The 19900-nt window shown below is 43.1% G+C and carries 15 protein-coding genes; 11 read left to right on the forward strand and 4 right to left on the reverse strand.

The window, feature by feature from the left end:
• Positions 1-96: 96 nt before the first annotated feature.
• Complete coding sequence (locus ACMA1I_RS17535; protein WP_337069725.1) at positions 97-594, reverse strand: hypothetical protein; 498 nt, start codon at positions 592-594, stop codon at positions 97-99.
• A 1000-nt stretch (positions 595-1594) separates the two neighbouring features.
• The gene (locus ACMA1I_RS17540) at positions 1595-1966 is read right to left on the reverse strand and encodes a VOC family protein (protein WP_337069726.1); all 372 of its coding nucleotides are present in this window, start codon (positions 1964-1966) and stop codon (positions 1595-1597) included.
• A 1429-nt stretch (positions 1967-3395) separates the two neighbouring features.
• Between ACMA1I_RS17540 and ACMA1I_RS17545 the strand changes: the two genes are divergently transcribed.
• From ACMA1I_RS17545 to ACMA1I_RS17565, 5 genes are all read left to right on the forward strand, one after another.
• Entirely contained in the window at positions 3396-5570 is a 2175-nt protein-coding gene (locus ACMA1I_RS17545; protein ID WP_337069728.1) for a PAS domain S-box protein, read from the forward strand.
• A gap of 21 nt (positions 5571-5591) precedes the next feature.
• A complete protein-coding gene (locus ACMA1I_RS17550) occupies positions 5592-6101 on the forward strand; it encodes a GAF domain-containing protein (protein ID WP_337069729.1) in 510 nt (169 codons plus the stop codon).
• A 1001-nt stretch (positions 6102-7102) separates the two neighbouring features.
• The gene (locus tag ACMA1I_RS17555; RefSeq protein WP_337069730.1) at positions 7103-7801 is read left to right on the forward strand and encodes an SMI1/KNR4 family protein; all 699 of its coding nucleotides are present in this window, start codon (positions 7103-7105) and stop codon (positions 7799-7801) included.
• A gap of 130 nt (positions 7802-7931) precedes the next feature.
• Positions 7932-8549 (forward strand): GDSL-type esterase/lipase family protein, encoded by a 618-nt coding sequence (locus ACMA1I_RS17560; RefSeq protein ID WP_337069731.1) that lies wholly within the window; start codon positions 7932-7934, stop codon positions 8547-8549.
• 25 nt (positions 8550-8574) lie between these two features.
• A complete protein-coding gene (locus ACMA1I_RS17565; RefSeq protein WP_337069732.1) occupies positions 8575-9303 on the forward strand; it encodes an esterase family protein in 729 nt (242 codons plus the stop codon).
• Positions 9304-9336: 33 nt separating this feature from the next.
• Here the strand turns inward: ACMA1I_RS17565 and ACMA1I_RS17570 are convergent, their stop codons facing one another.
• The gene (locus ACMA1I_RS17570; RefSeq protein ID WP_337069733.1) at positions 9337-9753 is read right to left on the reverse strand and encodes a hypothetical protein; all 417 of its coding nucleotides are present in this window, start codon (positions 9751-9753) and stop codon (positions 9337-9339) included.
• A 987-nt stretch (positions 9754-10740) separates the two neighbouring features.
• Here ACMA1I_RS17570 and ACMA1I_RS17575 point away from each other — a divergent pair.
• Positions 10741-12735: an alpha-L-arabinofuranosidase C-terminal domain-containing protein gene (locus ACMA1I_RS17575; RefSeq protein WP_337069734.1), complete on the forward strand. Its 1995-nt coding sequence runs from the start codon at positions 10741-10743 to the stop codon at positions 12733-12735.
• Between the two features lie 512 nt (positions 12736-13247).
• The gene (locus tag ACMA1I_RS17580; protein ID WP_337069735.1) at positions 13248-14462 is read left to right on the forward strand and encodes an FISUMP domain-containing protein; all 1215 of its coding nucleotides are present in this window, start codon (positions 13248-13250) and stop codon (positions 14460-14462) included.
• A 506-nt stretch (positions 14463-14968) separates the two neighbouring features.
• On the opposite strand, the gene ACMA1I_RS17585 is transcribed toward ACMA1I_RS17580, so the two are convergent.
• Positions 14969-16423 (reverse strand): PLP-dependent aminotransferase family protein, encoded by a 1455-nt coding sequence (locus ACMA1I_RS17585; protein WP_337069736.1) that lies wholly within the window; start codon positions 16421-16423, stop codon positions 14969-14971.
• A 183-nt stretch (positions 16424-16606) separates the two neighbouring features.
• On the opposite strand from ACMA1I_RS17585, the gene ACMA1I_RS17590 reads away from it, so the two are divergent.
• The 4 genes from ACMA1I_RS17590 to ACMA1I_RS17605 all read left to right on the forward strand — a co-directional run bounded on the left by ACMA1I_RS17590 (position 16607) and on the right by ACMA1I_RS17605 (position 19630).
• Positions 16607-17545 (forward strand): 2-dehydropantoate 2-reductase, encoded by a 939-nt coding sequence (locus tag ACMA1I_RS17590; protein ID WP_337069737.1) that lies wholly within the window; start codon positions 16607-16609, stop codon positions 17543-17545.
• 16 nt (positions 17546-17561) lie between these two features.
• Positions 17562-18305: an SDR family oxidoreductase gene (locus ACMA1I_RS17595; protein WP_414703936.1), complete on the forward strand. Its 744-nt coding sequence runs from the start codon at positions 17562-17564 to the stop codon at positions 18303-18305.
• Between the two features lie 24 nt (positions 18306-18329).
• Positions 18330-18887, forward strand: coding sequence for a hypothetical protein (locus tag ACMA1I_RS17600; RefSeq protein ID WP_337069739.1), 558 nt, complete (start codon positions 18330-18332; stop codon positions 18885-18887).
• Positions 18888-19318: 431 nt separating this feature from the next.
• Positions 19319-19630, forward strand: coding sequence for a cupin domain-containing protein (locus tag ACMA1I_RS17605; RefSeq protein WP_337069740.1), 312 nt, complete (start codon positions 19319-19321; stop codon positions 19628-19630).
• The last annotated feature ends 270 nt before the right edge of the window (positions 19631-19900 follow it).

Here is a 19900-nt window from a genome sequence, read left to right on the forward strand (position 1 = left end):
CTCGTTAAGGGTAAATATTCGGAGCGGTTTGGTTCTTTATCATTAGTAGTTTGCATACTAGAATAAAGAGCCGGCCGCTCTGTTTTGTTCCTACTACTATATTTTCAGAATAAGCTTTAATGTGTATGAAATAGTAACATCTATTACATGGTTATTTGACAATTTTGGTATCAAAGCACTATAAGTGGTGCTGGATATAATTGTTGGGCTCTGTGTAGAGTTATTAAGTACTACCACTAGCGAGAGTGTGTCACTTGAGCAAGGGTTTCTAAGTACATATTCGGCAGAAGAAAATTCCCGATCCGTCATTACTTTTCCAATCACCAGGTCATATGCCGAAAAGTCAATTTGAGGATTACAAGTAGTACTTGTAACTAAACTATCATATTGTGATTGGGAGCTAACAATTTTGTGGCCAATGTGTGGCTGATCAAGAGGTAGCTTGACATCCATTTCATAAAGGGTATTACTGCACCCGTATTCTTTTTCAAAGGATGTAACAGGAAGTCGCTGATACTGGCAATCAGGTTCTTTATCGCAAGCGCTAAGGATCAGAAGGGACAGAACTGGAAGTAATGCTATTCTCTTCTTCATACTGATGTATGTAAATAAGGCCTTTTGGTATTTAAAATGAACTATACTAGAACGTTGAGTAACTCATTTTAGTATCTTCCACGACTTCTAACAATCTTTTGCGAGCAACTAAAAATTCACCCCTATTCTGATAGGAAAGAAAGCAGCTTGTTGGGTAAACAGAATGCCTGATTGTAAAGAAGGTTCGATTTTAGCAGTCTGTCTGTGCCCAAATCCTTCCTCTATAGTCCTGATCTAGAGCTAGAAAATTAAGATTGTACCAAAAATCATTTAGCCGCCGGGTTTGAGCTGGTTGTAAAACTCATCGATGAGGTTCATCCGATCTTTTTCCTCAAAAAGGTGAGTTAAGGAATAGTAAAGGACCCCATCGTACAATTCCCAGTCGAACGACCTAGCGCTGACAGAACCTAGGTGTACTTTTATATTATCCCATAATATATTATCGGGCTAAACCATTGCAGTCTCTGAGACTTCAATTCCAGTTTCAACAAGTCCATTATCTGAAGATATTTGCGCTTGGGCCGTACCAAAATCCAGTATTCAAAATATTATAAAGCTCATCTTTCTTAAAAACCTGCAGTTGTGGTCGCGGAATCTCCATATTCAAATCCCAACACTCTCTTTTTATCCAGAGATTTGGATTCCCAAATCTCTGTTATCATGTTTCCTGTTAAATCATTCAAAGAAGATCTTTCCTTTGCTTTTGACTAACACTTGTATAAAGTGAATCACTCAAGTTATTGTACTTAAGTGCGGAACAGGGCCACCGAATATAGCAGGAATTTTTGGCAGTAGAAAGAGCAGTGCCTTAAGTTGTAAAGCACACGTAACGCTTGTGGAGCTGTCCAAGTGTTTACAGAAATGCTGTGACAAAATATCACTCCGAAAATTCTTTAGCTAAAAAGCAGCTGGGTATAGCCAGCAAAGGACTATGGTTTTATTATGGTAGTGCCGTAACCTTTAGTTGCTGTAGATTAACTCTTTATTGCTGCGGGCAAACCTAACGATGTTGATCAACTAAAAGGATATTTCCGTCTGGGTCAGTTACCATAAAACTAGCAGGTCCGGACGTTTCTTCATCAGCCTTGCTCATTAATTCGATCCCTTTATTTGTCAGTTGCCGCTGAATTTTTCTAACATCATCGAACTCGTCAATATTATTAGCATTCTCATCCCACCCAGGGTTGAAAGTCAAAATATTACCTTCAAACATGCCTTGGAATAGTCCGACAAGAGCGTTATCATTTTTCATTATGAAATAATTTTGAAATATACCACCAGCCAGAACTTTAAATCCCAGGTTTTCATAGAATTGCTTTGATATCTCAAGATCCTTGACATTGAGACTGATTGAAAATGCGCCTAATTTCATATTGCTTAGTTTTTGTTCGTGTTTAGGTTTGCCAATAATTTAAGTGTAGAAGGTACTACTCCTGCTACCTATAGAAGGTATGGAAGTCTTTTAACAGATTTCTTAGCTTTATACCCTGATGTTCCTGTTTCAATATAAGAAATTATCCAGTGTTTGCCTTACGGCCGGTCCCTGTGTTAAGGGTCAAAAATTAATGAAGTTGTCGAATTGGTATAGAAATAGTGGCTACAAAGGCCAACCGCTTCTCAATTGAAATTAATCTATCGAGCAACAATGAAATTCGTTTTCCCAGCCACCCTGATAATAATTCACAGTTGTTAGCTACTGGACTTATTATAAAGCTTTCAAAATGTAAGTATATATCAAGAATAATAGTTTTCTCATGGTTTGATCAAAAGGTTGTGTAGCAGGGACTACTGATGCTTCTTCACTTTCGATGGAGTCCTGTTGCCATATTTCTTGGTTTGGTCTTTCTATATAGTTATCCTTGGTTTTAAATAATTATCCCACGCAAATTAATAGTAAAAGGTCAGGTTGATTCGAGAGGAGATCTAAGGCGTTCCATTACATCCACCATGTTAGGCATTACGCTTGATGTGGAAGCATGTAGGTAATGCTGCTTTATCCAATAATTGTAAATTGACAAATGTGAAGCAACAATATCATTCTCAGTTTATCTTGGCTGGTCGAGGAGAATTCCTTCTCAACTATAAACTTACTATAGAGGACTACCCAATACAAAACATCCAGAAGTGGATATAGCAGTTAATCCTGTCTCTCCTTTAGGTAGTAAGAGAGGCAAAAAAGTATTCTTTTTATTGGTTATGGAAGGTAATAGCGGCGAATACGTGCTCTCAGTATTGTAGCCAAAGCTGTGCTGCTGCTCCTATTGGCTTATATCTTTTTGGCTGGCTAAACAGCCCTTGCGGAGTAAGGAACAGTTAACAGAGGGCCTTTACAAAGAAAATGTAGCCACCTATTACCTTTAAAACAACTAAAAACGCATTTAAAATGTTACAATGAACATTGGCTAAAAGTTAAAAGAGACACAAAAACGGTAGCCTTTTTGTCTCGCTTAACTAGTGATTTAGTTTGTATATTCTAAAGATGCATTATTGTAATTTAAATTATGAAGCAGGATATAAACAGTGAGTAGCAGGGGAGCCTATTTTGATCGAAAAGCTGGATATTGAAGCAAGTTTCTTATGTCAACATGGGCTGTAAGTGCGTTTATCTTTTAAATATCAACAGTACTGACTCCTCACATAATTAGAACCTGTTTGCAACATGAAGTTTAAGTACTATCTTTATTAAGTATAAAGGTTAATCGTTTAAGGTTTCAAATATATAAATAAAATATAAAATGAACTTTTGCTGCTTATCCATGCTTTGCTAAAGCAGGTATCTAAATAGCTGAGTTGTTAATTTAATGACAGAGACAGAATCAAGTGAAAGCGTATGGGAGAAGATGGCGCAGGTTTCCCTGGACATGCTCTGTACTTTTGACCGGGAAGGCCGCTTCATCCATGTAAGCAAAGCAAGTAAAAGCATTCTGGGTTATGAAATGCAGGAGCTGGTAGGGCACCACTACACAGAATTTCTGAATCCTGATGATTCACCTATGACTGAGGAAATCACTGGCCAAGTACTTAAGGGGGCCAAGATGACTAACTTTGAAAACTGCTTTATCCACAGGGAGGGTTACCTGGTGCCCCTACACTGGTCTACTGTGTGGTCGGAGGAAGATCAGGCCTTTTTCGCTGTGGCCCGGGATGTTACAGAGCGTAAGACAAGCAGGTTAAAGCTGGAAGAGAGCGAGCAGCGATACAGGTCCCTGTTTGAGAATAATCCCGATCTTATCTTTGTGGAAAGTAAAGAAGGCTTAATAATAAGTGTAAACAATAGCTTTTGCGATACTCTTAACCTGTCCAAGGAAGAGGTGCTAGATCTTCCCGCCTCTGTTTTCTTGCCCGCTGACATGATCTCCGCGAACAAAATGTATTGGGAACAGGCCTTGCTAGGAGTAAGGTCAAGGTTTGACCTGGAGCTAAAAACGAACAATCAGCAGCGGAAGGTATTTGATGTAATTAAATTTCCTGTTGCAGTAAACGGAGAGGTGATTGGGGTGCAAACTATCGCTAAGGATATAACACCGGTCATACGCTCATTTGAAACGATTCAGCAGCAGGCCAAGAAACTTAACACTATTTTCGAGAGCATTACGGATGCTTTCATCATGCTAGACAGAGACTGGCGCCTTACTTACATTAACAGTGAGGCCAAGCGGCTCGTTCAGCTTGATAAAGAAAGGCATACTGGCAAGAGCTTATGGGAGGTATTTCCTGAGCAGGAGGGAGGAGATTTCCACCAAAACTACCAGCGCTCCTTTGACACAGGCCAGGCTACCAGTTTCACGGCTTATTTTAAGGAGCGTAATTTGTGGCTGCAGGTAAAGGCCTTCCCATCGCCGGAGGGTATCTCCATCTACTTTGACGATGTTACCGGGCAGGTAGAGTCAAGGCAAGAGCTGGAGAAACTATCCCTGGTAGCCAGCAGTACGGACAACGGCGTGGTGATAACGAACGCCGCTGGGCTAGTGGAGTGGGTAAACGGCGGGTTCACAAGAATGACAGGCTATACCCTGGAGGAGATGTATAGCAGAATGCCTAGTGATCTATTGCGAGGAATAGAGACAGATGAAGAAGCTATTTATGAGTTAAGGCAGAAGGTTAGCCTTGGTCTCGCCTTCAGCATCCAGCTTATTAGTTACAGGAAGTCCGGCGAGAAGTTCTGGGTATCCATGGACATTACTCCTATATATGGTGAATCTGGGGAAGTTAATCGTTTCATAGCTATCCTGAAAGACATCACCTTCCGGAAGGAGGCAGAAGCCGACCTGCTGAAGCTGACGCAGGACCTTTACAAGCAAAATAGCGACCTGCAGCAATTCACGTACATCGTCTCCCACAACCTGCGGGCCCCTGTGGCCAATGCCATGGGCTTGGCCACAATACTGGCCAAGACAGATAAGGCCTCTGCCCAGTTTGATAATATGCTCTCCTACCTGGGGCAGAGCGTGCGGCGACTGGACAGCCTGCTGCGGGACATGAACACGATCCTGAGCATACGGGAGGGGAAGGCAGAACCGGAAAGCGATGAAATAGACCTGCTCCCTATTGTGGAGCAGGTGGTAAGCTCTTTCCAGGATCAGCTTCTTGCATGCGGTGCCAGGATCAGAAAGGAAATGGGCCACGGTGTAACCGTGAAGGCAAACAAGGCTTACCTGTACAGCGTTTTCCATAACCTGCTCTCGAACGCCATTAAGTACCGGTCTGAGGAGCGGGGCCTGGAGGTCAGGATCCAGCATGTCGGTGATTCATCCAAGGGAGTTATGGTCTCCTTCTCTGATAACGGAATCGGCTTTGATCTTGAGCGGGCAGGCGGGGATGTCTTCAGGCTGTACAAGCGGTTCCACAGCGAACGGCAGGGAAGAGGTATTGGCCTCTACCTGGTCAAGGCCCACCTGGAGGCGATGGGCGGGCACGTGGAGGTTACGAGTTCAGTAGGTAGTGGTACCAAATTCTTGATTTACCTGATTAAGTAGAATAACTAAAATATTTATTCGATGAGCAGTTTAGTAGAAGCAACGGAGGTTGACGGTAGTGAAAGGGAGAGGCTTGAAAGACTCTTTGGCTACAGCATTACGAAACGTTATGAGAAGGTGGGCGCTTTCCAGCACATTGTTAGCATGGCGGCCCATGCTTTCGGAGTTCCCGTTGCTGTGGTTAACTTTGTGGACCAGGAAAAAGTGCTAACCCGATCCGCTGTCGGGTATGAGAACCTGTCTGAGGTGGATAGAAGGGTTTCCATCTGCTCCTTGGCGATCCTGTCGGACCAGGTGACGGTGTTTGAAGACGCCAGGCAAGACCCCTGCCTAATCGGCAACCCATTTGTATACGGGGAATTCGGCCTTCAGTTCTACGCGGCGGCACCGCTCAGAACCCACGATGGCTTCAACATTGGAGTGGTGGCTGTAGCCGACAGGAAGCCGCGGCGGTTCACAGAGGCAGATGTAAAATTGCTCGAGGCTCTGGCGGCAATGGTGATGGAGGAACTGGAGGAGGGAAAGAGCTAAGAGATAGCTGGGGTATAAAGAGAAAGCATCCGTTTTTTGATCTACTGTGACTAATAGTCCTATTGTTCAATATCTGGTCTGAAATGGGTGCTTATCCTTCAGTTTGTGGATCAGGTTTTTCGGTGGCAGGTCATGTTGACAAATAATTACTTCCATAAAATTGAGCTAACTCATAATGGGAAAGTCACAACACAATTATTACAAGCTATAACTATAAACAACAAAAATAAACTTGGTAAACCCTTGGCAAGATTCAGGTAAAAAACCATCGGAAGGGTAATTTTATTTGAATAATTTCTCCCTAAATGAACAAAACTAACCAGATTGTATTTAGAAACAGAGATTTTTGATGGTTGATGGCTAAAAGTTCAGTACCTCGGCCTAGAAGTAAAGAATGTCACTCTGATAAGATAAAAATTGTCAATTCAAACCTATCTGCATAAGGATTGGGGCAACAAAATAAACTTCATTTCTCTCAAATCTCTTGAGAAAGCAATTCCTTAGCTCAAGGCCAACTTGAGCGCACTCTACTCATCGGCTCCCCTAGCTCAAAACATTCCAAAACTAATAGCTTCATCTCCAAAACCCGGAGAGGTAAATAATGTAACTATTTCATTGATTAAGCTAAAATGCTGGAAGCTAATGGTAATTACTTTAGCTCGAAATGTGATGTGTAGGAGAAGGCATTCCAAACTTAGTAATAAATAATACCGGAATTACGAAAATAGGTGGAGCGGCAACCGCTGTTAGCTGTTTCTGTGGGTTTCTCTTCCCAGAAGAGCTAATGTTGCCTGTAACTACTTTCTAATAAGTATTCTAACACCCAAGAGCAACCAAGCTTATACATTAGAAAGTAACTATAGCTAAGATGCAGTATTGTAGGTATCAACAGATTACAGCCTGCGCCAAATTAACAAAATCTTAATATGGCACAGGCTGTAATCTGTTAGTAAATAGATATTTTTAAGTTGATAAAAGAATGGCATTTCAAAGCAATTGTGATGGACCGAGAAAAAACTTTTCAGCAGGTGCTCAACCAGATAGGCTTGATAAAAGAAATAAGTTTAAAGCGTGGTTGGGAACTGACCCAAGATCTGTTGCTTGAGGCCCCTGCTTCAGAGGATGAAATACTGTGGGTTGAGAAGGAATTGGGGATAGATATTCCAGATGATTGTAAGGACTTGTTTCGGTTGTCAAAGCATCTTGAGTTTAGATATGAGTTTTTTGAGGCAATGCCCGCGGATTTCCGGAACAATTTTTCTGGGGAAATATGCTGGAACCTAAACCAGCTAAAAGAGCAGCAGGACAATTTTAGAGAATGGGTAGAGGTGCTGTCGCTGGTTCCCGCCAATAACAACCCTGAGTCTGCAAAGGATATCCAAAAAAGATGGATAAATATGATTCCACTGATAGAGATTGCAAATGGAGATTTTATTTTAATATGCACTAGCACGCGCCATGTTATTTACTTTTCGTGCCAGGAAAATGCCATGCACGGGAGAAAGATTGGTAATAACCTGTGGGAGTTTTTGGAGTTTTATTCCAGAATAGGGTTCGCCGGAGGCGAGAGCTGGCAGCTAGAGCCCTTCTTTGGCAACGAGGAAAAGAACGTGCATGTGAAGGAAGAACTAGTGGATAAGTTTGAAGAATGGCTACAAAGTGCCAACCTGCAGAGCATCGGCCGACCTGCCCAGCATTAAACATTCCAATACAGTCTGTTAAACAGTAGATGGTGATCCGCATCTTATGAGAAAATCCTCTTTCTAACGCTACAATTCGTACGGGAAAGTAAGATGATATCATAGTATAAAAAAAGCATAACAAAAACTCATGTATTGGTACGAAGATGAGGTGCAACGATTAGAGAAAGAGAGAGCGGAGCTCACCTATAGTCCCTCTACATTATTTTACGGAAGCTCCTCCATTAGGCTGTGGCAAACGTTGCAGGAGGATATGAAGGAGTACAGGCCAGTAAACCTTGGTTTTGGCGGCTCCACCCTAGCTTCCTGTGTCTGGTTTTTCGAGCGCATAGTCGCTCCCTATAACCCTGATTCGCTTGTGGTTTACGCAGGAGATAATGACCTTGGCGATGGTCGTAATCCGGAGGAGGTGTTTCTCTTTTTTCTGCAGTTTGTTGCGCGCACCAAAGAACGCTATGGAGATCAGCTGCCTTGTTATTTTGTGTCTCTAAAGCCCAGCCCCAGCCGTAACAACTTACTTGAGAGCTTTAAATACACTAACCGCCTGATAGAAACAGAGGTACTGCGCCAGCATCACAACTGGAAGTTTATCAATGTATTCGACCAGATGCTGGATATTTATGGGCGACCCTTAGGCGGCTATTTTGATAGCGATGGCTTACACATGAACAGAAGGGGGTATGAGCTATGGACAAAAATCATGCGAGCCAATATTTCTCTCGCTTCGCAGGCAGGCGCAGATACATAATATTACATAAAGTCACCCTTCTTCCATGAACAGAGAGTATCATAAATGGTACAGCCCATCGCTGCAGCGGGATATGGAACTGCTGGTTTTTGGTCATTCCGGCACGCCTGTGCTGTTTTTCCCGGCACGTATGGGACGCTTTTACGACTATGAAAACTGGAGGATAATGGAGGCCATCCGTCATAAAATTGAGCAGGGGCATCTGCAGGTGTACAGTGTAGACAGCATAGACAAGGAAAGCTTTTACTGCGATAGTTGCCATCCCGCAGTGAAGGTAGCCCGGCATCTACAGTATGAGCAGTATATACTAACAGAGGTACTGCCCCTGATGCAATGCAAGAACCCCGGTGCCTCATTTATTTCTGCAGGATGTAGCTTAGGCGCTTATCATGCCGTTAACTTTGCCTTGAAGCACCCCCGCTTCTTTTGTAAAGTGGTAGGTATGAGTGGCCGTTATGACCTTAGCCAGCAGATCAGCCACTACCAGGACTTATTGCATGGCTATTGGAGTGAAGATTTATACTTCAACATGCCTAATCAATACATCACAGGCATACATGACCCCCAGCTGTTAAGCGCCCTCCAAAGTTTAGAGGTAAATCTTGTAGTGGGAGAACACGACCCCTTTTTAGGTAGCAATCATTACCTGAGTAATGCCTTGCATAACAAGGGTATCCGAAATATGCTTTCTGTATGGCACGAGGAAGCACACCGGCCTTATTATTGGCGAAAAATGGTTAGGCTTTATCTATAAGCCAGGCACGGCAAGAAATAGGCAGAGCGGAGACTACAGAAGAAGCCAGGACTTTGCGTCTTCTATGCTATGAAATACTTCCATCTCCATTCTGCCTGTTAAGATAGGGTCATGCTGTAGTGCCTCTTGTACGAGTACATCTGGGATCAGGTCTAAGTTGTGCAGGCTCACCACGCAGGCTGTCCGGTAATGTAGTCGAAGGTCAAAAGTTGGCAGGTATTCTTTTACAGTCCATAACTGATCCTCCATAGTGGTGTAATGAATTCTGCGCATATCAATTAGCCACAGGTGAAGTCCTTTTGCTCGTGCATGTTCCAGAGCCATCATCATTACTCGCCTGAGAGGCTCCCCGCTGGCGTGCTGCAGCCACGTGAGTTGGATGAACATGTTGTTTGGTGAGCCTACTTCAAGCCGGGCATATTCATTCTGAAAAATTAGGATATCTATCATAGCCGAAGGATATTTCGATTACACTTACCTCCCCACCAGCCCTTCTCAAACAGCACAAGTCCTCGTAGGATAAAGCAAATATAGCAGAGATTACTCATTGTTCTTAAAATATTTTCTTAACAATATCATAATAAATACTGAATTCATTTTATTGGATTTACTCATTCCGTACCTGAGAAAATGTAGAAAATACTAGTACAATGTAATGTAACGAAAGACTTCTGCTATTTAAAAGTTTTTCCTAATTCATTTAGATCTGCCAATAAAGGCTAAAGGAGAAGTAAAACCGTGGCAACCAAGGGAAGGCTGTACATGTATTTATTTTGCACATAAACCAGGCTGAGCTAAAGAAAGAGGCTATACTTTAAGAGAATTAGTTTTATAAGGCTAGTTTTCTTATCGGATAAGTTAGGTACACTTTGTTGTGTAAAAGAGGGGAGTAATGAGCAGCAGACTTTGTTGGATTACAAGCTAATACGCGCGAAGGTACCGGTCGCTTTCACAAACCAAAGAGGAAAATCTCTAGAGGTGGCAAGGACTGCCCGGACCTGTTGAAGTAGGCACAGGCATCATTATTTTTTCATTTGCTTTTACACAAACATTCGTTATTTAAATTATTCTAATGAAATTGTCCTTCCAAAGTGATAATAGGCTAAATTAGGCAAAGGTTTAAAAACCTCCTCTTATAATTGCTGCCGCAATCATGCTTTAAAAGAATTAAACTGTTGGTGAAAAGACTAATTATTCTAATGAAAAAGCCCTTCCAATGTGGAAAAAGGCAAAATTAGGCAAGGGTAACACTAGGACTCTTTATCTTATTATTGACCTGGCTTTGTGAGGCGAAAGAGCAAGCGGTGCATTAGAGAATGCCATCCAGAACCACCAACTTTTAATATTTGCCTGAGGTCAAAAAAGATGAATAGAATTAAAAAATTGATACACAATAAATCTCTACAGTAAGTACCCTGAACAGAAAAATATTATAATATGAATAAATCTACCCGTACCATTTTAGCAGCCGCTCTAGCCTCTTTCTGCCTTACGGCAGGCAGTATACAGGCCCAGCATCAGGCGCAAAACATAACTATACAAGTTTCAAAGCCTACGGCTGAAGTAAAGCCTACCATGTGGGGGCTCTTTTTTGAGGATATAAACTTTGCAGCTGATGGCGGACTATATGCCGAGTTGGTGAAGAACCGCTCCTTTGAATTCGACAAACCCCTGATGGGCTGGAAAGAAGTGAAACAAAACGGAGGTGGTACTGTCCTTATCATCAACCGGACAGCTGCCAATGATGCCAACCCCCGCTTTGCAAGGCTCACAGTAGATGCTGAAAACGGTACTTACGGACTTTTGAACGAAGGCTTCAGGGGGATGGGCATTGAGCAAGGCAAACAGTACAACTTCTCGGTTCTGGCCCGGCAACAGGGGAAGGGTAACCTGAAGATGAGGCTGGAACTGGTAAACGAAAAAGGCGACAAACTAGGGAAGTCCGAAATTGGTGATCTTACGCCGGAATGGAAAAAGCACACCATCTCGTTTAAAGCAACTGCCACAGCGCCAAAGGCGAACTTTCAGGTGCTGCTGCAGGGAAAAGGAGTTGCTGACCTGGATATGATCTCACTCTTTCCGCAGGATACCTGGAAGAACCGCCCTAACGGGCTTCGTAAGGACCTGGTGCAAATGCTGGCTGATATAAAACCAGGTTTCCTGCGCTTCCCTGGTGGCTGCATTGTGGAAGGAAAGGACCTGGCCAACCGCTACCAATGGAAAAAAACGGTAGGTGATGTAGAGGACCGGACCCTCATCATGAACCGATGGAACGTGGAGTTTGCGCACCGCAACGCCCCGGATTATTTTCAGAGCTATGGGCTAGGCTTCTACGAGTACTTCCTGCTGGCAGAGGATCTAGGGGCAGCGCCCCTGCCCATTCTGAACTGCGGCATGGCCTGCCAGTATAACACCGGCGAAGTGGTGGCTATGGACGAACTGGACCCGTACCTGCAGGATGCCCTGGACCTGATTGCATTTGCCAATGGCCCTGTCACCAGCAAATGGGGAAAACTGCGGGCCGACATGGGACATCCCGCTCCCTTTAACCTGAAGCTGCTGGGCATCGGCAACGAGCAGTGGGACGAGCAGTACATAGAGCGTTACCGCGTGTTCGAAGAGGTGCTGAAGAAGCAGCATCCCGAAATTATGTTGATTTCTACCTCCGGCCCCTCGGCTGAAGGGCCTCGCTTCGATTACTTGTGGAGTGAGCTGAAGACGTCGAAGGCCGATTATGTGGATGAGCACTATTATAAGAGCCCGGAGTGGTTCCTGGAAAATGCCACCCGCTACGATAACTACGACCGCACGGGTCCCAAGGTATTTGCAGGCGAATATGCGGCACACGGAAAAGAGGAGCAAGACCCGGAGTCACGCAACACCTGGTACAGCGCCATGGCAGAGGCCGCCTTTATGACTGGCCTGGAGCGAAATGCCGATGTGGTGCACCTGGCCTCTTATGCCCCGCTGCTGGCACACGTGGAGGCTTGGCAATGGCGCCCAGACATGATCTGGTTTGACAACCTTCGGGCAGTGGGAACACCAAACTATTATGTCCAGAAGCTTTTCGGGGCCAACAGCGGCACGCATGTAGTACCTGCCCTGCGTAATGGAGCTGCCGTCACCGGGCAGGACAGCCTCTACGCCAGCTCCACCATAGATCGTAAAACCAATGAAGTAATCGTGAAGCTTGTTAATACTTCCAAAGCCGTTGCACCGGTTTCTGTATCTCTGGAGGGGGCCACTATTCAAAAACGGACAGCCGCTCTGCAAGTGTTAAAGGCTGCCAATCCGATGGACTACAATACCTTGGATAAGCCACAGGTTGTGGTGCCGACTGAGCGGAAACATAACTTTTCGGGCAATACTATTGCCTTAAAGCTTGAGCCGCAGTCGGTAACCGTAGTAAAGATGCCCTGTAAAAAACTTTAATTAAAGAATTGGGGCTGAACTGAAGCAGTAGGTATAGCTTCACAGAATTAAATCATTACACAAACCGACAAATAATGCCAGGCGTGGTGATATTGCTTGAATTTGATATTCGAGCAGTATCACCACGCTTTCGTTTTGGCATCTTTCCTGCTGCTCTTACTCACTGCAGTTTCTTATATTTTAAAATCTCTTCCCTTCAATTAATTCAGGATTCAACACCTGAAAATCGTTTGCGCCAGTTGTTCTTGCTCTTTGACTAAGCTTTTTTTGGCCATTCCTGAACACTTCTGTTCAATTCCGAACAAAATTAAACTTTTTTTAAATTCTTAATACACAAGTACATAGCATTTTGCTGTATGGCACATAATTTGATATTCGCTTTATAATTCAAATAAATATAAGTTACAGTATAGTTGTGGCTCAGGCTTAGAAAAGCTTATACTGATGGTTTATAGTTATTTTCAATATTTCGCTCCATTCCTTATTAACAACAAAATAAAACTATTAGAAAAATGAAAAGATCCAGATTTTTAATGCCAAACCTAGTGCTCATCACACTCCTTTCTTTCTCTATCTGCAGTTGTGAAGATGACGATAACCCGCCTAAAGATGGGAATGATCAAATTATCGATACCCCCTTTACAGCAATTCCGGATGAATTTGTAGGAACTTGGTATGCCGACCACAACGATGGTCCCTTAACTACTAACTGGGAGGAAGGCACTTTTCAGGGCGAGCAAGGGTTCCGTGAGTTCAGAACAATGGTATTTACTAAAGACGGTAAGCAGGCTATTGAGTACACAACTGAAATTTTTAATGTAGGTGATGAGGTAAAGCAACGTTTCTATAAGCTTACTGGGACCTTAGAATACAAAACGAATCCTGCTTCAATCACCTTTCACGCACAATCAGGCAAAATGAGGGTTTTTAGCAATAAATATACCGGCTATCGAGAATCGGATATACTGAGAAAAGATATTGAAGTTTACACCACCGTACTAATTAATCCGGAAGCAACCACTTTTACTTCGTCCAATAATTACCTGAATGCAAAGCTGCTGGATGGCGATATGCAGATAACAGTAAAGTACAGGAAAGTGGGAGGAGGTACAGGCACACCGGGAGGTGGCTCGTCAAATCCATATTCAACGCCTCCGACAACAGGCACTTATGTGCAAATCGGTAGCCAGTACTATCCTACAGTCATAATTGGAAACCTGGAGTGGATGTCTGTAAATTATGCGGGTAACGGTGGCATAAAGGATTCTTCCAAACCCCAGTATGGCACCTACTTTAAATATGCCGATCTCAAGGACATACCAATTCCTTCTGGCTGGCGAATTCCGACTAAACAGGATTATATCAAGTTATTAGAATCTCAGGGTATAGCCTTTGACGAGGTATGGGATACAACAGATGGAGATGATTTGCAGTCGAAAAAGCTGCTGGGGCAATTAATGGCTACTACTGGTTGGCTCAAACAAGATGGCTATGCCAATAACAAATCAGGTTTTAACGCAGTGCCAGGCAACTTACAGGTAACTAATGGGAACCCACATGGGGAAGGCACTAATTGCCTGCTCTGGACGGCTACTTTGGATGCGGATGAGAGCCCGGTGGCTTTTAAAATTATCCAGTTGCCCAGCGATACCTTTGCCTCTTTCGGCCCATACATTACAGGCTTTAACCCACCGCACATTCCTGTTCGTTTGGTTAAAAATAAATGAGTAATAACATGCTGATGAAGTAGATGTGCTCACTTATCAGAGCTGTAGCTTAACAGTAAAATAGCTTATACCATAGAGCCATACCTTTTAGGAAGGTATGGCTCTATTTGTTTTGAAAGTATTTAAAGGCTAATCATTATTTTAGAAAGTTTTCATGCCCCTGTTGGTTGAAGTAGCATAGGCAGCTTTAAGCATAGTGCAGAACTGATCAATTTTTCGGTGCGAATTTACTGGCTATGTGTAGATGAATGGTACTCTCTTTTTACCAGTATTGAAAATTGAAGTAGCTGAACAGTTGGTGTTTTTAATTTGCTGAAAAGGTGAATGGTGGCGGTCGGGCTAATCCTCACCGAAGAATTAACAGTTAAATAAGATTAAAAGAGGCAATAGTTAATTTTTTAATAAGGCGCAGCCAGAACCCAGAAGTAAATGTTTCAGCCTTCTGAATAGAACAATCTTATATTCCGATTCGCCTAAGAGTTGGCAATAGGTTTCATTTATTACTTTTAAGGATATTGCTGACCTCGTTCCGCTTTGGCCAGGTTGCCTAACAATTGTAAACTGCACTCGAGTTTTTCATTCCACACCAGCCCATAATTTAAGCGCATACAATTATCGAACTGGTTTTGTAAAGTAAATATTCTGCCTGGTGCAAAGCTTATCTTTTGCTTTAGAGCCTTTTCATATAATTGAATGGTATTGATGTGACGCGGGAGCTCTACCCACAGTACAAATCCTCCCTGCGGCCTGCTAGCCTTAGTTCCTTCCGGGAAGTAGTCGGCAATGGTTTGGGCATATTTCAGGTAGTTGAAGTGCAGCGTTTGCCGGAGCTTTCTCAAATGGCTTTCATACCTACCCGTCTCCAGGAAGCTGGCAATCACTTCTTGAGTAACGGCTGTGGAGGAGATGGCATGGTATAACTTCATCCGGAGAATCCTTTCTTTAAATTTCCCGGGTGCTACCCAGCCAACTCGGTAACCAGGAGCCAGCGTTTTCGAAACAGATCCGCACCACAAAACCAGGCCACATTCATCGTAGGTTTTACAGGATTTTGGCCGATGTTTACCAAAGTAAACATCGGCATTCAGGTCATTCTCTATCAGCGGGATGTTATATTTTTCTATTAAACGCACGGCTTCTTTTTTATGTGCATCGGGCATACAGCTTCCCAGCGGGTTACTGAAATTGCTGATGAACAGGCACAGCTTTAATTTCTCCTTCCGAAGTGCATCTTCCAATGCATTTAAGTCTACTCCGGTTTGCGGGTGTGTAGGTAATTCCAGTACTTTCAGGCCAAGCACCTGCGCAAGCTGAAGCATACCAAAAGATACTGGACTTTCCATAGCTACCGTGTCGCCCTTCTCTGTTAATGCCATCATGCAATAGGAAAGGGCATTAAGGCACCCATTAGTCGTAATAAGGTCTTCATGGCTAAACTGATATTCCATCGCAAACGACCAGCGAGCTATCTGCCGGCGCAGTCTTACATTGCCTTCCACCTTATCATAGGCTACGCCGCTGCCTTTGAGCTCACGGGCAGCAAGCAGAAGGCCTTTATTCAGTTTTGCGATAGGTAGAAGCTCGTTGGCAGGCGTCCCCAGCGAAAGTGGCAAACATCCGTCCTCACCTAGGCTATTGTAAACTATGCTGATCAGTTGATCGCTGTCGCCTGTTTTTGCAGTAGCAGCCGGATTGGTAACTTTTGGAATGGCAGGGATCCGGTGGGAGGAATACCGTACATAATAGCCGGACTGGGGCCTTGTCTCAATTAACAGTTTGCTTTCCAGATGGTAATAGGCTTTTAAAGCTGTGTTTTGACTAACGCCATACTCCCTGCAGATGGTGCGCAGTGAAGGCAATTTATCTCCATAACGCAATATATTTGTCAGGATTTGGTGCTCAATTACACCGGAAATGCGCAGGTATAGAAATTCAATATGGGTTTCAGTCTTATCCTTCATAAAAAAACTGCTATACCTTAAATTAACAAAACTGCATCTGCTATCATAATTTACTTTTACACAATTTTGATCTGCTGGCAAAGCGTACGTTATGTGTGCGGATTTACCAGCAGATCAAAATTGTATTAGATGAATGGCCGTGCCTTCAGTACTTTAGGTCAAAAAGCTCTATTGATTTAAAAGATGACAACCAGCCTCGAAAACATATATATTATCGGATCTGGCGCCATTGGGAAAGCGCTAGCGGTGTTCCTGAAGCTAGCTGATAGGAAGGTAACCCTGATCAGGGGGAGCGTGAACGATGGCAGCAGTAAAATGGAGCATTTACAGGTCACAATACCAGGTGGTGCCAATAAGGAGGTAACTATTAAGATAAGTACTCTGGCTGCTTATCAGAAATTGGAAGGCATTATTGTACTTACAAGCAAATCTTATGGAAACGGGCATCTGGCAAAAGCTTTGAAAGAAAAAATTGGTAATTCGCCAATCGTGCTCCTTCAGAACGGATTAGGCGTAGAGCAGCCTTTTTTAAAGGAGGATTTTCCTGAAGTTTACCGCGCAGTTCTGTTTGTTACCAGCCAGCCTGTTAATGCAGCTAGGATTATTTTTAAACCAGTATCGGCTTGTCCAATTGGAATTATAAAGGGTAACAACAGTATGCTGAGTGTTATCATTAGAACACTGCACACGCCCGATTTTCAGTTTAAGAAGGAAAGTCATATACAACGCATCATCTGGAAAAAGGCGATTATCAACTGTGTGTTTAATTCTGTTTGCCCGCTGCTGGATACGGACAATGGGATATTCCACCGGGACAGGAAGGCGTTGGAAATAGCAAAGCGTGTCATAGCAGAATGTATAGCCGTTGCCAAGGAAAAGAATGTATTTTTAGGGCGAGGCGAAGTCGAAGAAAGCCTTTTACAGATAAGCCGGTCTTCCGACGGCCAATTCATTTCCACCTTACAAGACATACGAACTAAACGAAGGACAGAAATAGAAACCTTGAACTTTGAAGTTGTAAAAATCGCCCGCAGTTTAAAGAAAGAAGCTGCTGTTAAAGAAACGATGCTGCTAGGGGAGCTAACAAAGCTGAAAGCTGAATTAAATTATGAACTTGTTTGACAATTCTAAAAAGAACATGAAGACCATGCTCATAACTGGCGCAAGCCGTGGAATAGGTGCAGCTACGGCAAGGCTGGCTGCTGAAAATGGATTTGCCGTAGCTCTTAACTATTGCAGAAATAAAGCTGCTGCAGACAAAGTAGTGGCAGAGATAACAGCCAATGGCGGTAAGGCGGTGGCTATTCAGGCTGATATCTCGAAAGAGGAACAAGTCTTAAGGTTATTTTCAGAAACAGACAGCTTATTTGGAAATTTAAGCTCTTTGGTAAACAATGCAGGGATCTTGGAGCAGCAAATGCGGCTGGAAAACATGGATGCTGCGCGATTACTACGAATCTTTGCTGCGAATATATTCGGACAGTTTCTTTGCGCACGGGAGGCTGTAAAAAGGATGTCTTATAAAAATGGCGGCCCAGGCGGTACCATTGTTAATGTTTCCTCTTTAGCTGCTAAAACGGGCGCTCCTAACGAATACGTTGATTATGCGGCATCCAAAGGAGCCATAGACACTCTCACCATCGGATTGGCCAAAGAGGTAGCCGCAGAGGGGATACGGGTAAACGGAGTCCGGCCCGCCTTTATCCATACTGATATCCACGCCGCTGGGGGCGAGGCAGGCCGCATTGAGCGCATTAAAGACAGTATTCCTATGCAAAGGGGTGGGTTAGCCAGAGAAGTGGCCGAGGCTATTCTTTGGCTGGCTTCAGACAAATCTTCTTATTCGACCGGAACTTTTATTGATGTTTCAGGAGGAAAATAAGGTTAAGAAAAAAAGAAGGACAGCATGGACAAGATAAGCCGCATCATTTCTATTCCCAAGCCGCTTTGGAAGCTTCATGGCAGGAAAGCATATTTAATTGATCTATTGTTAACCTATTTTATGGCGGTATTGGTAGCGGTAGTTAATGTGGTTTTGTCAGCTTCTATGCCTGCCTGGCAGGTAGTGCTTCTTGTGGTCCTTTCTTTGGATATCGGTGGCGGCGCGGTTAGTAACTTCACCAGCGGAACAATTGAATTTTATAAAAAATCCGATCTTTCTCCGTACACCTTTATCTGGCTTCATTTGTTGCAGGCAGGCCTACTGCTTTGTATATACTGGTCTGTGAAGTCGCAGATTATTCTCCTGGCTTTTCTAATCCTAGTCCTTTCCAGCCTCGTGATCAGAGTTCGCGAAGTTAGTTATAAGCGGCAGCTAAGCATCTTTCTTTTTGCTGTTTTTGTTTTAATTATGTTTAGCTTATCAGATCTTCCTAAGCCGCCTTGTATTTTGTTGGTTTTAATGGGCTTGAAATTAATAGTAGGATTCTCAGGCCATTGGAAAGGTAGCCGTAAACAAGGGTAATGAGAATACGGCTTCCTGCCTATTGGCTTAATGACTCCCTATGCATAATTTATTTTAATGCGCTAAAACAAATAGTAGCGGTTCAGTTTTCAATTATTCTAATGAAAACCGCCTTTCGAAGCCAAAATGAGCAAAAACAGACAAAGGGCAAGCACTACAGTTAATCATTATACAGTAATCAATATAAAACAACATCCAGTTAACAACCAAGTCTAATGAAGCATTTTGACAATGGTAAAATGCTTGGTGGAAAAGCGATGGATCAGCTGCCGGACGAGAACCTATTCTGGCAATTTGAATAAGAAAGCAGCAGCATGGGAAAGGCCTGTTCATTCCTCGTAAAAACTCCTCCAGATACAAGGAGCGGAAGTTCAACCAAGAGCAAGGCAGGCGGCATTAAACAGAAGATCTTTAACTAAGCAACTAACAATATGAAATCGATCAACAAGATAGAGGAAGAGGCTGTTTTAAATGAGTTGTGTAACTCTGGTGCCGAATTTATTACCCTTTTCGAAAAGAATTCGCTATCTGTGGAAATATACAAGCCACATCTGTCCGATAACCAGAAGCCTCATGATCGGGATGAATTCTATCTCATTATTTCAGGAGAAGGTAAGTTCCAACTACTGGACGAGGTTACAAGTTTTAAAAAAGGTGATTTTCTTTTTGTTCCTGCCTATACTGAGCATCGGTTTATTCAGTTTTCAGAAGATTTTATAACCTGGGTCTTCTTTATCAAGTAAGCTAGCAGTCCAATATTAAAGTACTTCTTGACCTGGTATACCAGTTAAAACTTTTTACTGCCGCTGCGGAAAGGTGTGTCCAGTATACTGTGAATTTTTTACAAGCGTTTAAATTATGAACAGGCTATTTGTCATACTAATTAAAGGTAAGATATAGTGATTAACCTAAAGCTTATTTGTGCCTTTTTTGCTCTGGAAGGGCATTTACATAAGAATAATTTCTAGAGCTAGGATAAATTTTGTCTCAGGAATTATAAAAGGTACAGAAGA

The organism is Pontibacter sp. 13R65 (assembly GCF_047525655.1).
Taxonomy (GTDB): Bacteria; Bacteroidota; Bacteroidia; order Cytophagales; family Hymenobacteraceae; genus Pontibacter.

Bases quoted from the DNA above. Each gene is read 5' to 3' on its own strand.
- ACMA1I_RS17575 (WP_337069734.1), top strand. From the start codon at position 10,741: ATGAATAAATCTACCCGTACCATTTTAGCAGCCGCTCTAGCCTCTTTC.
- ACMA1I_RS17540 (WP_337069726.1), bottom strand. From the start codon at position 1,966: ATGAAATTAGGCGCATTTTCAATCAGTCTCAATGTCAAGGATCTTGAG.
- ACMA1I_RS17605 (WP_337069740.1), top strand. From the start codon at position 19,319: ATGAAATCGATCAACAAGATAGAGGAAGAGGCTGTTTTAAATGAGTTG.
- ACMA1I_RS17585 (WP_337069736.1), bottom strand. From the start codon at position 16,423: ATGAAGGATAAGACTGAAACCCATATTGAATTTCTATACCTGCGCATT.
- ACMA1I_RS17580 (WP_337069735.1), top strand. From the start codon at position 13,248: ATGAAAAGATCCAGATTTTTAATGCCAAACCTAGTGCTCATCACACTC.
- ACMA1I_RS17535 (WP_337069725.1), bottom strand. From the start codon at position 594: ATGAAGAAGAGAATAGCATTACTTCCAGTTCTGTCCCTTCTGATCCTT.
- ACMA1I_RS17600 (WP_337069739.1), top strand. From the start codon at position 18,330: ATGGACAAGATAAGCCGCATCATTTCTATTCCCAAGCCGCTTTGGAAG.
- ACMA1I_RS17595 (WP_414703936.1), top strand. From the start codon at position 17,562: ATGAAGACCATGCTCATAACTGGCGCAAGCCGTGGAATAGGTGCAGCT.
- ACMA1I_RS17560 (WP_337069731.1), top strand. From the start codon at position 7,932: ATGTATTGGTACGAAGATGAGGTGCAACGATTAGAGAAAGAGAGAGCG.
- ACMA1I_RS17545 (WP_337069728.1), top strand. From the start codon at position 3,396: ATGACAGAGACAGAATCAAGTGAAAGCGTATGGGAGAAGATGGCGCAG.
- ACMA1I_RS17570 (WP_337069733.1), bottom strand. From the start codon at position 9,753: ATGATAGATATCCTAATTTTTCAGAATGAATATGCCCGGCTTGAAGTA.
- ACMA1I_RS17590 (WP_337069737.1), top strand. From the start codon at position 16,607: ATGACAACCAGCCTCGAAAACATATATATTATCGGATCTGGCGCCATT.
- ACMA1I_RS17555 (WP_337069730.1), top strand. From the start codon at position 7,103: ATGGACCGAGAAAAAACTTTTCAGCAGGTGCTCAACCAGATAGGCTTG.
- ACMA1I_RS17550 (WP_337069729.1), top strand. From the start codon at position 5,592: ATGAGCAGTTTAGTAGAAGCAACGGAGGTTGACGGTAGTGAAAGGGAG.
- ACMA1I_RS17565 (WP_337069732.1), top strand. From the start codon at position 8,575: ATGAACAGAGAGTATCATAAATGGTACAGCCCATCGCTGCAGCGGGAT.